Raw genomic sequence first — 14,212 nt, 5'->3', positions numbered from 1 at the left:
GGCGATGTTCGATAAGATCCTCATTGCCAATCGCGGCGAGATCGCCCTGCGCATCCTGCGCGCGGCGAAGGAGCTCGGCATCGCGACCGTCGCGGTGCATTCCACCGCCGACGCGGATGCAATGCACGTGCGCCTCGCCGATGAGAGCGTCTGCATCGGCCCCCCGGCCGCCCGCGACAGCTATCTCAACATCCCGGCCCTGATCGCCGCCTGCGAGATCACCGGCGCTGACGCCATCCACCCCGGCTACGGCTTTCTTTCCGAGAACGCCCGCTTCGCCGAGGTGCTGGAGCATCACCGCATCGCCTTCATCGGCCCGAAGGCCGAGCATATCCGCATCATGGGCGACAAGATCGAGGCCAAGCGCACCGCAAAGCGCCTCGGTATCCCTTGCGTGCCCGGTTCGGAAGGCGGCATCACGGATGAGGCCGAGGCCAAGCGTGTCGCCAAGGACATCGGCTACCCGGTGATCATCAAGGCCGCTGCCGGCGGCGGCGGGCGCGGCATGAAGGTGGCGCGCACGGAAGAGGATCTCGTCTACGCTCTCGGCGCAGCGAAGACCGAAGCCAAGGCGGCTTTCGGCGACGATGCGGTCTATATCGAGAAGTATCTCGAAAAGCCGCGCCACATCGAGATCCAGGTTCTCGGCGACGGCAAGGGCAACGCGATCCATCTCGGCGAGCGCGACTGCTCGCTCCAGCGCCGCCACCAGAAGGTCTGGGAGGAAGGCCCCTCGCCTGCCCTCAACGTCGAGATGCGCGAGCGCATCGGCGGCGTGGTCGCCAAGGCGATGCAGGAGCTGAAATATCTCGGCGCGGGCACCATCGAGTTCCTCTACGAGGACGGCGAGTTCTATTTCATCGAAATGAACACCCGCATCCAGGTGGAGCATCCGGTCACCGAGATGATCACCGGCATCGATCTGGTGAACGAGCAGATCCGGATCGCGGCAGGTGCGCCGCTCTCGATGAAGCAGAGCGACGTCAAGATCGAGGGCCATGCGATCGAGTGCCGCGTGAATGCCGAGCATCCGGCGACGTTCCGCCCCTCGCCCGGCACGATCAGCTATTTCCACCCGCCGGGTGGTCTGGGCGTACGCGTCGATTCGGCGGCCTATCAGGGCTACCGCATTCCGCCGCACTACGACTCGCTCGTAGCCAAGCTCATCGTCCATGGCCGCACCCGCAACGAGTGCCTCATGCGGCTGCGCCGCGCTCTCGACGAGTTCGTGGTGGACGGCATCGACACGACGCTGCCCCTCTTCCGCACTCTGGTGCGCAATCCGGACATTCAGAACGGCCAGTATGATATTCACTGGCTTGAGAATTTCCTGAAGACGGGCGGCCTCGAGGAAGCCTGAGACAATCGCGATCGCTGCGCCTTTACCGTTATCGGTTTGTCGCAGCGATCCTGACCCGCATCGCGCTACGGTCGTCATTCGGGGCCCGAGCGCAGCGAGAACCCGGAACCCACAAACACGAGGGTTTCGGAGAGGACGCGCCGGGTATGGACTATCTTATTCTGTACCGTCCGTGGGTATGGGTTCCGGGCTCCGCTACGCGGCCCCCGAATGACGGGTAGGATCGGTGCGGAGACCATTGCCCCCAACTCGTGCGAAATTGAGAAGCCTTCAGTTTGAGCAGACATGGTCAAACGCTAAAGGCGTGCTACCTTCCGCGTGATGAGGGCCGATCAGATCGACATCACGCCTGAGATCCTGCTCAAGGCCTATGCGGCTGGCATTTTCCCCATGGCGGAAGATGCCGATGACCCATCCTTGTTCTGGGTCGAGCCGCGCGAGAGGGGGATCATCCCTCTCGACAGTTTTCACCTCGGCAAACGCCTCGCCCGCACAATCCGCTCAGATCATTTCGAGGTCAGGGTTGATGAGGATTTCGACGCGGTCATCGCGGGCTGCGCCGCACCCGGATTCGACCGGGAAAGGACCTGGATCAGCCGTCGCATCCGCGAGCTTTACGGCGAGCTTTTCGACACCGGCTATTGCCATACGGTCGAGGTTTATCGGGAGAATCGTCTCGTCGGCGGCCTCTACGGCGTGCGTCTCAGAAGCGCCTTTTTCGGGGAAAGCATGTTCCATACGGAGCGTGACGCTTCCAAGGTCGCTCTCGTACACCTCGTGGCGCGTCTTCGCCGTGGTGGCTTCACCCTTCTCGACACCCAGTTCGTAACGCCACATCTGGCGCAGTTTGGGGCGATCGAAGTTCCGCGCCGCCGCTACAAGCAGATGCTGCAGGCCGCCATGGAACACGAGGCCAACTGGGATTCATGGCCGCGAGGAACCATCGTCAGCGGCGAGGAAGTCCTCGCCGCGCTCGCGACCGCAAGCGTGCTTTAACGATCATTCGTCCGCGTATTGTTGAGACTAGGCGCGCGCGGGGGCGCCCGACGCGGCACCTGTTGCAGCGGCGCGGTCTCGACAGGCGGCGGAGGGGCGATCGGTTGGATCTGGGTCGGAGCGCCCCCACCGGTGGGTGGGCTCATGATGTCGCCCGGCCGCGAGGTCGCTGCCGGACGGCGGATCACGTCCGGCTGGATCGGCGGCAACTCTTCGCTTGCCTCCTTGGGCTCCGCGATCACCTCGGTGCCCCCTTTACAATCCACGAGCCAAATATCGTAAACGGGGTGCTCGATGCCGTGCAAACCGGGGCTGGAAGCAAACATCCATCCGGAAAAGACTTTCCGATTCTTCCCATCCGGGCCCGCCTCTTCGACCTCGACGAAAGAGGTCGTCTCGGGGTTTTCCGTCGGCGGCTTGGTGAAGCAGACCCGCGCCGTCATCTGAAGCGCGCCGAACTGCACGGTTTCATTGACCGCCACTTCGAAGGAGACAATTCGCCCGGTGATCTTATCGAGGCCCGAGAAGACGGCCGTGGGATTCTTGATCCTGTCAGCCTGAGCCGTTCCCGCGCCGCCGATTACCAGTGCGAGCATCACAGCGGCCCGCGTCCATCCGAAATTCATGGTGCTCGTCCAAGCCAAATTCTGTCGGGCCAAGTGGTATCTGGCCGCGTTTGCATTCGGGCAACGCGATAACACGCGAACCATGTTGGAAAAAGGGCAAGTCCGTGAAGCATGACCTTTCGCTCCCGATAAATTAGACTTTTCTTCCGTGAAGCAAGGAGCCGGTCTTTGAACGACACTCGCCTGACGCTCGATTCCGCACGTCGGTCCATGAATTTCCTGAGCCTGTCGGAGGTTCTTTCGCTCGGCGAGCGCGGCGTGCTGATGCCGGACCCGGCCTCCGTGCTGATTTCGAGCGGCGTGCAGGTGGAAGCGGGGGCGATTCTTTGGCCCCAGGTGATCCTGCAAAGCGTGGCAGCCGGCACGCTGGCCATCGGCGCTGGAACGGTTCTCTTTCCCGGCACCCGAATCGTCGCCGATGGCGGGGCGGTTATGATCGGTGCGGGGGCCGAAATCGGCGAGGAAGGTGGCTTCACCGTCAAGGCGGAGAACGGGGCCCGCATCGATATCGGGAACGGAGCCCGCCTGCTTGGCGGCGGTTCGCTGACCCAGTCCAACAAGATCGGAGACGGCGCGCAGATCCTCGGACCGATCCGCTGCCAGAACTGCACACTCGCAAGTGGCGGCAGCCATCGCGAGCCCGACCCGGATTTGCGTGGCGGCGTGTTGAAAGGGTCCGGCGTGGCGCGGAATGTCGAGGTGCCACGGGGGCTCGTCATTCAAGCATTCGGCCGGTTTTCCGAAGGCGTCTTGAGACGCCAGTCCCATTTCCACCCCAAGACGCCGACCTGAGGCTTTCGCCGCCGCCAGAGAGCGGCCTTACGAAAGATCGCTCTCGAATGGATCGGGAGCGGGCTCGCGCATGGGATTGCCCTCCTTCTCCCGCCTCACGAAATGCGCGCCGGAGCAGGCATGCGAGCATAGAAGGCCGTGGTCGGACCAATAGGCCGGGCCGTTCTCGACCTGGCCGCCCTGATAACCGAAGTCGGTGTGGCCGTAAGGCAGGCCGCACTCGACGCAAGCCCGAGGCTGGATTCGGTTCAGCATGTCACGCCCGCAGGGTGCAGAGCATCACTGGCCCGGCGACCACGGCACATAATCGCCAGTCGCCGAGGGGCGTCGTCCGGTCGAAAGCTGCGAGCCCGACGGGCGATAGGCCTGCGGCGTTCCCGTCATGTTGGGGGCGTAGGCCTTTTCCCACGAATGAGGCTGATAAGCGTCTTCGCTCGGCGGAAGAGCTGCGTTGTGGCACATCCAGGCGCGCCAGCCGGGAGGCACCTTCGAGGCGTCGGCCTCGCCGTTATAGATCACCCAACGGCGCTCCGTCCCGACCGAGCGGTCGATGAGCGGCCCCTGCGCGCGGTAGTATTTGTTGCCGAACTCGTCCTCGCCGACGAACTGGCCCTTGCGCCAGGTGTAATAGCGCGTGCCGAGGGTCTGCCCGTTCCACCAGGTGAAGAACTGAAGCCAAAATTGTTTCATCGCTGCCGCCAGAGGGGTTCGTGAATTCGCGCGGAATATGGCTCCACCCTCTCGGGAAGTCCAGCCTCGCGATGAGGGATGAAATGCATCTGATTCTCCCGACCTATGGCCCGGAGACAGGGAAGGCGCGTTTTCCCATTTTTACGGCCTTTTTGGCCCAAGCCGGCTCCAGGCCGGAATCTTGGAGCCGGCTCCCCGACCGCACCCGAACCTAAAAAATCTTCCTCTCCTTTCGGAGAGTTTCCCTATGGTAAATTTAGCCACCGAAGGGCCGCGTCGGCGACGGGTCGACTTCGATTTTGAAAAGAGAATCCGAGGGTTAGCGGAGCGTCCGCCAGCTATCCACATTTTTCACAGCCCAACACTATATCTAGTTTGGAACCCTTCCCCCCGACACAAGTTCTTGACGCAGGGCACTCGACGCGACTAGCTTGCAACCATGCCGATCCGAGACCGGCAACCGGCCTGAAGAGGGCCGGTGGTACATCCCCGAAGGACTAGCGTTCGAGCCACGCGGCAAATTGCGCCGTGGGGCTTCGTGGCGTCCGTGGGGTCCGTCGAAACTCGGACGGCGTGTTTCGCGATCACAAAAAACGGATCGCAAGGCGTGTCGAACAAAGTGTGGGCTGGGGAGTCGCGAGAAATTCGCGGCGCGGAGACTTATTGTCTCCAATTGAAGGAATTGACCGATGCGGATTGAGCGGCGTTATACGAAATCGGGGCTCTCGCCCTACTCCTCCCTCGCCTTCCGGCTCGCCACGAGCGAGATCCGCAACCCGGATGGCTCCATCGTCTTCAAGCTTGAGAATATCGAGGTTCCGGAGACCTGGAGCCAGGTCGCGTCCGACGTTCTGGCGCAAAAGTATTTCCGCAAGGCTGGCGTTCCCGCGCGCCTCAAGAAGGTCGAAGAAAACGACGTTCCCTCCTGGCTCTGGCGGTCGGTGCCGGACGAGGACGCCCTCGCCTCGGTGTCCGAGGATCAGCGCTACGGTTCCGAGATTTCCTCCAAGCAGGTCTTCGACCGCCTTGCCGGCTGCTGGACCTATTGGGGCTGGAAGGGCGGCTATTTCTCGTCCGAGGAAGATGCCCAAGCCTTCTATGACGAGCTGCGCTTCATGCTCGCCAACCAGATGGTCGCGCCGAACTCGCCGCAATGGTTCAACACCGGCCTGCACTGGGCTTACGGCATCGATGGCCCAGGCCAGGGCCACTATTATGTGGACTACAAGACCGGCAAGCTGACGAAGTCGAAGTCGTCCTACGAGCATCCCCAGCCGCATGCCTGCTTCATCCAGGGCGTCGAGGACGATCTGGTGAACGAAGGCGGCATCATGGACCTGTGGGTCCGCGAGGCGCGTCTGTTCAAATACGGCTCGGGCACGGGCTCGAACTTCTCCAACCTGCGCGGCGAGGGCGAAAAGCTCTCCGGCGGCGGCCGCTCGTCCGGCCTCATGTCCTTCCTCAAGATCGGCGACCGGGCTGCGGGCGCGATCAAGTCCGGCGGCACCACGCGCCGCGCGGCCAAGATGGTGGTGGTCGACGTCGATCACCCGGATATCGAGGCCTATATCGACTGGAAGGTGAAGGAAGAACAGAAGGTCGCGGCGCTGGTCACCGGCTCCAAGCTCGGGGCCAAGCACCTCAAGGCCATCATGAAGGCCTGCGTGAACTGCGAAGCGCCGGGCGATGCCTGCTTCGACCCGGAGAAGAACCCGGCCCTGAAGCGCGAGATCAAAATGGCGCGCCGGGTCATGATTCCGGACAACTACATCAAGCGCGTGATCCAGTTCGCGCGTCAGGGCTACACGGACATCGACTTCCCGATCTACGACACCGATTGGGATTCGGAGGCCTACCTCACCGTTTCGGGCCAGAACTCCAACAACTCGGTCTCGCTGACCGACGACTTTTTGCGCGCGGTGGAGAAGGATGCCGATTGGCACCTCAAGGCCCGCAAGGACGGCAAGGTTCTGAAGACGCTCAAGGCCCGCGACCTGTGGGAGCAGATCGGCCACGCCGCCTGGGCCTCGGCTGATCCCGGCCTGCACTTCAACACCACCATGAACGACTGGCACACCAGCCCCGCCGGTGGCCGCATCCGGGCGTCGAATCCGTGCTCGGAATACATGTTCCTGGACGACACCGCCTGCAATCTGGCGTCCGCCAATCTGCTGCAGTTCTTCAATCACGAGACCAAGGCGTTCGAGGCGGAAGCCTTCGAGCATGCCTGCCGCCTCTGGACGGTGGTGCTCGAAATCTCGGTGATGATGGCGCAGTTCCCGTCGAAGGAAATCGCGCAACTGTCCTACGAGTACCGCACGCTCGGCCTCGGCTACGCCAATATCGGCGGCCTGCTCATGACCATGGGCCTGCCCTACGACTCGGACGCGGGCCGTGCGCTCGGCGGCGCGCTCACCGCCATCATGACCGGCGTGTCCTATGCGACCTCCGCCGAGATCGCGGGCGAGCTTGGACCGTTCCCGAACTACAAGGCCAATGCGAAGTCGATGCTGCGCGTCATTCGCAACCACCGCCGCGCCGCACATGGCGTGACGGACGGCTACGAAGGTCTGAGCGTCAACCCGGTTCCGCTGGATCACGCCTCGTGCCCGGATCAGAGCCTCGTCGCGCACGCCAAAAGCGCCTGGGACAAGGCGCTCGAACTCGGCGAGCAGCACGGCTATCGCAATGCGCAAGCCACCGTCATCGCGCCAACCGGCACGATCGGCCTCGTGATGGATTGCGACACCACCGGCATCGAGCCCGACTTCGCTCTCGTGAAGTTCAAGAAGCTCGCGGGCGGCGGTTACTTCAAGATCATCAACCGCGCCGTGCCGGATGCGCTTCGTGCGTTGGGTTACCGCGAATCCGAAATCGCCGAGATCGAGGCTTACGCGGTCGGCCACGGCTCCATGCGCCAGGCGCCAGCCATCAACGGCGCGACGCTTGCCGCCAAGGGCTTCACGGATGAGAAGATCGAGGCGATCGAGAAGGGCCTGAAGAGCGCCTTCGACATCAAGTTCGTCTTCAACAAGTGGACGCTGGGCGAAGACTTCCTCACCGGCACGCTGAAAGTCCCGGCCGAGAAGCTCAACGATCCGTCCTTCGACCTGCTCACCCATCTCGGCTTCTCGAAGGCCGATCTGGAGGCTGCGAACATCCACGTTTGCGGCGCGATGACGCTGGAAGGCGCGCCCTTCCTCAAGGAAGAGCACTATGCCGTATTCGACTGCGCCAATCCGTGCGGCCGCATCGGCAAGCGTTATCTGTCGGTGGAGAGCCACATCCGCATGATGGCGGCGGCGCAGCCTTTCATCTCAGGCGCGATCTCCAAGACCATCAATATGCCCAACGACGCCACGGTCGAGGATTGCAAAAACGCCTACATGCTGTCCTGGAAGCTGGCGCTGAAGGCGAATGCCCTCTATCGCGACGGCTCCAAGCTCTCGCAGCCGCTCAACTCCGCGCTCATCGCGGATGAGGAGGAGGACGCGGAGGATGCCGTCGAGGCTCTGACTGCGCTTCCCGCCGCCGCCAAGGCAGCTCATCTCTCTGAGAAGATCGTCGAGAAGGTGATCGAGCGCGTCGTGGCGATCCGCGACCGGGAGAAGATGCCCGACCGCCGCAAGGGCTACACCCAGAAGGCCGTCGTCGGCGGCCACAAGGTCTATGTCCGCACGGGCGAATATGACGATGGACGCCTCGGCGAGATCTTCATCGACATGCACAAGGAAGGTGCTGCCTTCCGCGCGATGATGAACAACTTCGCCATCGCGATCTCGCTCGGCCTGCAATACGGCGTGCCGCTGGAGGAGTACGTGGAGGCCTTCACCTTCACGCGCTTCGAGCCCGCGGGCTTCGTTCAGGGCAACGAGCGCATCAAGAGCGCGACGTCGATCCTCGACTACGTGTTCCGCGAGTTGGCGGTGTCCTATCTCGGCCGCAACGATCTCGCCCATGTCGATCCGTCGGAAGCCGGTCCCACCACCATCGGCCAGGGCGAAAGCCAGTCGAAGGCACCGGAGCCTGCTCCGGCTACTGCCGTCGTCTCCCGCGGCTTCGTGCGCGGCAACTCCGACCGCCTGATGCTCATCCCCGGCGGCGCGGGTCAGCGCACCGGCACGACGGGCCTCACCATGGGCGCGACCGCGCTCAAGGGTGAATTCGTCGAGCACGAAGAAAAGGTCGGCGAAGCCGAAATCGCCAAACTCGGCTTCACCGCTCCGTCTACGTCAGCCTCCCTCGCCGACAAGCGCGCGGAAGCGAAGATGAAGGGCTATGTCGGCGAAGCCTGCCCGGAATGCGCGAACTTCACGCTGGTTCGGAACGGGACGTGTTTGAAGTGTGATACGTGCGGAAGCACGACGGGGTGTTCGTAAGAGGAGCACTTCCCGTGACGTGAATGAAGTGTGACCCAAAGTTCTGCCGCAATTGACCAACTGTTGCCGCAACGTCCTAACAAGAGGCCGCCCATCGGGCGGCCTTTCTTTTTGGGCGACTGATATCCACCGTCGGCTTTCAGCCGCATTCCGGCACCTCACTTGGGTCCGGAATGTGCCGATGCCGGTCACTCGCCGGGTTGCCAACGAAAGTACCGGGAGCGCGCCCGCGCCACGCGCCCCGGTGCGGGATTTCCATTACTGACCTTCGCGGTTCTGGAGCATCTCTTTGATCTTCTCCTTCACCGCGTCGAGATTGAACGAAGCGGGTTTCTGCATCGGCGGATAGTCGACTGCCGTCAGCGCCAGCTGCTCGACGTATTGCTGTACCATGACGAAGCGCCAGAACTCGCGAGCGAAGAAGTCGTTCGTGTAGGCGAGAGCGCCGGTGTTAGCCGACTGACCGCGAAGTTGCGGCGTGCGCTCGAAAGGGTCCCAGCGAAGATTGACCAACGTGGGCATGTCGGTGGTGGTCTTTTCCCCCATCCATCCCCAAGGCTGCTCGAAGAATGTGAACTTCATGTCATCGAGACGAACCGCACCGAGGTTCGGTCCTCCGAAGTAGAACAACTCGTGGCGCTTGGATGAGCCCTTGCCGGTGAGCAGGTCCATCTGGTTGTAACCATCGAGATGGTTCTTGTAGGTCCGGTCGCCGAGTTTCACGCCCTTCAGCAGTTTGTCGGTAATGCTGGGATCGCCCGCCGCCGCCAGCAGCGTGGGGAACCAATCGAGGCCGGAGAATATACCGTTCTCGACGGTGCCCGGCTTGATCTGGCCTGGCCAGCGGATGATGCTAGGCACCCGGAAACCGCCCTCGCCGACGGTGCCCTTGGTGTTCTTGAACGGCGTCATGCCACCGTCCGGCCACGTGAATACCTCCGCGCCGTTGTCCGTGGTGAAGATGACGATGGTGTTGTTGGCTTCGCCGATGTCATCGAGATGCTTGAGCAGCGCGCCGACGTTGTCATCCAGCTGCGCCATGCCGGCTTCCTCAAGGCCGTAGCCCGTCTGGCTGTTCTGCTGCGACCCGTACTTCTTCGACAGGAACGTCCAGACGTGCATGCGCGTCGTGTTGTGCCAAATGAAGAACGGCTTGTTGTCGTTCTTGGCCTTGTCCATGAAGTCGTTGGAGGCTTTGACCAATACCTCGTCGAAGGTCGTCATGTCGTACTTCGCCTTCAGGAACGGCAAGTCGTGCATGTTCGGCACGTTCGACATGTCCGGGAACGGCGGCAGAGGGCCTTCGTCGACGATCCTCTGCTTGCCGATCTTGCCCCAGCGCGGCATCTCGGTGGCGTCATCCTTGTCTGTCGCGTAGCTATGGATCAGGCTGCGCGGCCCGTATTTGTTGTAGTAGTCCTGATCGACTGGAAACGAGAACCAGTAGGGATCGGACATGGCGTCGAGGTGGTACAGATATCCGAAGAACTCGTCGAAACCGTGTAAGGTCGGGAGATACTTGTTCAGGTCGCCAAGGTGGTTCTTGCCGAACTGCCCGGTGGCATAGCCTTGTTGCTTCAAGGCGGTTGCTATCGTGACAGCCTGGTCCGGGATGCCGACATCGGCGCCTGCCTGCCCCACGGTGGTCAATCCAGTGCGTATCGGCAGCTCGCCGGTGATGAAGTTGGCGCGGCCCGCGGTGCAACTTGCTTCCGCGTAATAGTCAGTGAACCGCATGCCGTCGGACGCCAGCTTGTCGAGGTTCGGTGTCTTCCCTGCCATGATACCTTGGTGATAGGCGCCGATGTTAAACCAGCCGACATCGTCGCCCATGATCACAAGAATGTTGGGCTTTTTCGGTTGCTGCGCGGTCGCTTGCGGGCTTGCCACCATCATGGCAAGTGACACTGCGAGTACCCCGAACGCGGTACTTCTCCCGATACACATGATCCGTATCCTCCGAGTTTGGTACGCGGAAGCTTGCAATGCCGGCGTCTCTCGGAAGCACCGCGTGCGCGAACGCATCCGTGCGCCTTCCGGCTGTTGCTCTTCAGCTTACTAGAAAGTCGCACGGACGGATTTTGTTCGGCAGAATGCGCCCAGGACGGGGACAAGCCGGCCGATCGTTAGATGAATGCCAAGCCTGCCCGCGGAAAAACTTTGCCTCGTATTGCGGCAACTCCGTCCGGATGCGCCTATCAACGGATGAGTGATCGCAATAGCTTAAGGGATCCACCTGCGGGGAACTTCGCATCACATCACATGACGTTTGAAACGTGACGCGAAGTTCTTGCGCAATTGTCCGGAAGCTTCCGCAACTGATCGAAAAAAGAGGCCGCCCGAACGGGCGGCCTTTTCTATTTCCGTTGATGGAGTGTTCGTCCGCTTTCCCTCTCCAAGCAAGGCCGCCTCTTCTATCTCATACCGTCAGGCGAAACGTTCCGCTTTGTACCGCCTTAATGACCGCAGCAAGAGTGTCCTCCCGAGTATCCGCATCTATCGGCAGGACATGCCGTGCAAGCTGACCTAGCGATGAGAGTTGCTTGTGGAGTTCCGTGATTGGACCGGGATCAGTCAACGTATCCCCGCCACGCTCCTGGCATCGCCGAATGACCACATCGAGTAGTGGGCGGAGAACCACATAGTGAACAGGTACGGAGATATTCTTGAACAGAGCGAGGAACCACGGTCCGACGATACCGTCCACGATGACAAAATAGCCGCCCTTGGCATAGCCGTCGGCGGCCTGTGCTAGCACATCTACAACAACGCTGTTCTGGTCATGACATTCCGGGAGATAGGGCTGGATCGCTCCATTCTTGATGAAATGCCAGAAGTCGTCGGAATGAAGATGGACCTTCGACGACAGGAACGTCCAGACGCGCATGCGCGTCGTGTTGTGCCAGATGAAGAACGGTTTTCCGTCAGCCTTCGCCTTGTCCATGAAGTCGCTGGAGGCCTTCACCAGAACGTCGTCGAAGGTCGTCATGTGGTATTTGGCCTTCGGCGTAATCTCGTACATGTTCTGAACGTTGGACATATCCGGGAACGGCGCCAGCGGGCCTTCGTCCACGATCCTCTTTTTGCCCAGCGCGGCATCACCATCGTATCATCCGTGTCGGTCGCCCAGGAGTGCACGAGATTGCGGGGGCCGACCTTGTCGCGATACGCCTGATCGTTCGGGAACGAATACCAGTACGGGTCCGACATCGCGTCGAGGTGGTAGAGGTAGCCGAAAAACTCGTCGAAGCCATGCACTGTCGGCAGGAACTTTCCGCACTGACTAGCTTTATTCAATCAGCGCGGGAAAAAATGATTCTTGCACTTAAACGGTGCAACGAAACTTCGATTAGGAAAATGGTCAAGGCACGCCCCCCCGCGGAAATCGAAGCTTGGATGCCCGCAACAAGTGCCGCGTCCCTTTCGGGATTGTTAGCGGGTATGGGTTCCGGGTTCGCCTGTGGCGTCCCGGAATGACGGCGGCGGGTGCGGTTGGAGAGCGCAAGAACAGAATGTTCTTATTTTGTTCTTGACAATATTCCCAATATCAGCCATCTTCCTCCCTGTCCCGACCCACCGAGGGGCGCGCTCGCGAGGCGTCGTGATTGTGGGGTCGGGCACGGTCCCGCGAGTGGGGGTACGCAACCCCATTCGGCGGGAGGCCCAGGCTGTGCCGAGGGCTCAGGTTGGTCCGGGGCCGCCCGTCTCTCGCAGACGGTGTCCGCCACGGGCAGCTGTTGGAGCCAACGCCGCCTGTCCGCCTAAAAGAACCGTACGCGAGGTGCCAGCCGGCTCTCACATCTCATTGCCATCATCGAGCCGGACCGCACGTCGCGCCACCCTCGATTGCTTTCAAGGCTTGGGGCTTTTTCTGCCCCAAGCCCAAAGGCGCTTGCTGTTTGAAAACTCACAATGCGCGAACGCACCGAGGCGGGCCGGTCAATATGTCCTCCCCCCGGCGGGTTGCCAGGGGTGTGCGGCCAGGCTTAGGGACGATGAGACAAATAATATTGATCTCGTTGGGGCAGTTCAGTGAAGCAAGTCACATCCCGTCTTGTGCGGCGAGTGTTGTCATTCGCCGGGGATAATCCTTTGACGGCGCTCATCATCCCGGCGACTGTCCTGATGATCGTGGCCGCGATCTTTGTCGGCGAACAGGGCGCAATGGACACTCTCGGCCAGCGATCGGCCTCCCTGCAGGCGGACCTGACCAAGCCGCTGAGCTATGGCGATCTGGACGCCGTCCAAATTCTGGTTCTGATCCTTCTCGCGTCCGTCGCCGCGCTGGTTCCCGCCGCCCGCTTCTGCCGTTTCCTCACAGACACTTTCGGAAACTCCACAGGGGGCCGGTAACGCGGATCGCGAACCGGCATCCGGGTTGTTTCATGCTCTGATCGAAGGGACGTTGAAAACGGCGCCGCCCTTCCCGGTCGGAGGGGCGCTGACGCTCATTTGAACCAGATCGCCCTCCGATGAACCTCGCCGCGTCTACGATTGCGTGCGGATCACTTCAGTGCTTCCATCGGGACGAAGTCCATGTCGGTGAACGACTGATTATCTCCCGCCATGGCCCAGATGAAAGCATAGGAACCGGTGCCGCTGCCGCTGTGGATCGACCAGGGCGGCGATAGCACTGCCTGCTCATTGCGCACGATCAGATGGCGCGTGGCACACGGGCGGCCCATCAAGTGAATGACGAGACGATCTGAGGGCATATCGAAATAGAGATACGCCTCCGTGCGGCGATCATGGGTATGGGCAGGCATCGTGTTCCACACGCTGCCGGGCTCGAAACGGGTCAGGCCCATCATGAGCTGACAGGTCGGCAGCAGGTCGGCGTGGATGTACTTGTTGATGGTGCGCTTGTTGGCAGCCTCCGCCGTGCCAACCGGCTGCGGCGAAGCCTCCTTCTTCGTGACCTTGCGATGAGGGTGACGGGCATGTGCGGGCGCCGACACCGCATAGAGTTTCGCCGGACGGGCGGGATCCACGGAGGTGAAGGAAACATCGGCCGCGCCCCTTCCGATGTAGAGCGCTTCCTCGTTCTCGACGATGAAGCTCTGCCCGTCGACAGAGACGCGGGCAGCCCCCGCGCTGATGTTGATCAGAGCCAGTTCCCGGCGCTCCATGAAATCGGATACACCGGCAATCTGTGCCAACTCAGGCCCGAAGGTCAGCGGTGTTTTGAGCGGTGAAATTCCGAGAATGACCAGGCGATCGTAATGCGTGTACGTTGCACGGATTTCCCCGGGCGCGAACACTTCCTCGATGAGGAAATGTCGACGCAACCCCTCCGTATCGAGCGTTTCCGCCTGCTCGTGATGAATGGCTTGGCGCACTTCCATAGTTGCTCCGTTCTGACTGCATCA

Annotated in this window: 11 protein-coding genes; 5 read left to right on the top strand and 6 right to left on the bottom strand. The window is 61.6% G+C overall.

Features of this window, described 5'->3' with window-relative positions; all coding sequences use genetic code 11:
- Nucleotides 1–4: 4 nt before the first annotated feature.
- Both accC and aat read left to right on the top strand, forming a co-directional pair.
- Nucleotides 5–1,360, top strand: coding sequence for an acetyl-CoA carboxylase biotin carboxylase subunit (accC, locus tag I2H38_RS03630; protein WP_196270417.1), 1,356 nt, complete (start codon nt 5–7; stop codon nt 1,358–1,360).
- A 321-nt stretch (nt 1,361–1,681) separates the two neighbouring features.
- Nucleotides 1,682–2,356, top strand: coding sequence for a leucyl/phenylalanyl-tRNA--protein transferase (aat, locus tag I2H38_RS03625; RefSeq protein WP_196270607.1), 675 nt, complete (start codon nt 1,682–1,684; stop codon nt 2,354–2,356).
- Here aat and I2H38_RS03620 read toward each other — a convergent pair.
- Nucleotides 2,353–2,952, bottom strand: a complete 600-nt coding sequence (locus I2H38_RS03620) for a DUF2155 domain-containing protein (protein WP_229426548.1) — start codon at nt 2,950–2,952, stop codon at nt 2,353–2,355. The two genes, aat and I2H38_RS03620, sit on opposite strands and share 4 nt — an antisense overlap.
- Before the next feature lie 198 nt (nt 2,953–3,150).
- On the opposite strand from I2H38_RS03620, the gene I2H38_RS03615 reads away from it, so the two are divergent.
- Complete coding sequence (locus I2H38_RS03615; RefSeq protein ID WP_229426504.1) at nt 3,151–3,774, top strand: hypothetical protein; 624 nt, start codon at nt 3,151–3,153, stop codon at nt 3,772–3,774.
- A 27-nt stretch (nt 3,775–3,801) separates the two neighbouring features.
- On the opposite strand, the gene I2H38_RS03610 is transcribed toward I2H38_RS03615, so the two are convergent.
- Together I2H38_RS03610 and I2H38_RS03605 are read right to left on the bottom strand one after the other, a co-directional pair.
- Entirely contained in the window at nt 3,802–4,029 is a 228-nt protein-coding gene (locus tag I2H38_RS03610) for a hypothetical protein (protein WP_196270415.1), read from the bottom strand.
- Between the two features lie 24 nt (nt 4,030–4,053).
- Complete coding sequence (locus I2H38_RS03605) at nt 4,054–4,464, bottom strand: NADH:ubiquinone oxidoreductase subunit NDUFA12 (RefSeq protein ID WP_196270414.1); 411 nt, start codon at nt 4,462–4,464, stop codon at nt 4,054–4,056.
- Between the two features lie 689 nt (nt 4,465–5,153).
- Here I2H38_RS03605 and I2H38_RS03600 point away from each other — a divergent pair.
- On the top strand, nt 5,154–8,843 hold the full coding sequence (locus I2H38_RS03600) for a vitamin B12-dependent ribonucleotide reductase (RefSeq protein WP_196270413.1): 3,690 nt from the start codon (nt 5,154–5,156) through the stop codon (nt 8,841–8,843).
- Between the two features lie 258 nt (nt 8,844–9,101).
- Here I2H38_RS03600 and I2H38_RS03595 read toward each other — a convergent pair whose 3' ends face one another.
- Both I2H38_RS03595 and I2H38_RS03590 read right to left on the bottom strand, forming a co-directional pair.
- Nucleotides 9,102–10,790 carry an arylsulfatase gene (locus tag I2H38_RS03595; protein WP_196270412.1) on the bottom strand — a complete coding sequence of 563 codons (1,689 nt, stop codon included), beginning with the start codon at nt 10,788–10,790 and terminating at the stop codon, nt 9,102–9,104.
- Between the two features lie 472 nt (nt 10,791–11,262).
- Nucleotides 11,263–11,916 (bottom strand): ATP-binding protein, encoded by a 654-nt coding sequence (locus I2H38_RS03590; protein WP_324617335.1) that lies wholly within the window; start codon nt 11,914–11,916, stop codon nt 11,263–11,265.
- A 1,019-nt stretch (nt 11,917–12,935) separates the two neighbouring features.
- Here I2H38_RS03590 and I2H38_RS03580 point away from each other — a divergent pair.
- Nucleotides 12,936–13,196, top strand: a complete 261-nt coding sequence (locus I2H38_RS03580; RefSeq protein ID WP_196270411.1) for a hypothetical protein — start codon at nt 12,936–12,938, stop codon at nt 13,194–13,196.
- Between the two features lie 152 nt (nt 13,197–13,348).
- Here I2H38_RS03580 and kduI read toward each other — a convergent pair whose 3' ends face one another.
- Nucleotides 13,349–14,188 carry a 5-dehydro-4-deoxy-D-glucuronate isomerase gene (gene kduI / locus I2H38_RS03575; protein ID WP_196270410.1) on the bottom strand — a complete coding sequence of 280 codons (840 nt, stop codon included), beginning with the start codon at nt 14,186–14,188 and terminating at the stop codon, nt 13,349–13,351.
- Nucleotides 14,189–14,212 lie beyond the last annotated feature (24 nt).

Origin of the sequence: Microvirga alba (assembly GCF_015694465.1) — a bacterium.
GTDB classification, from domain to species: Bacteria; Pseudomonadota; Alphaproteobacteria; order Rhizobiales; family Beijerinckiaceae; genus Microvirga; species Microvirga alba.
Note: the sequence above shows the minus strand (reverse complement) of the source record. Positions and strands in the feature narration are given on the sequence as shown.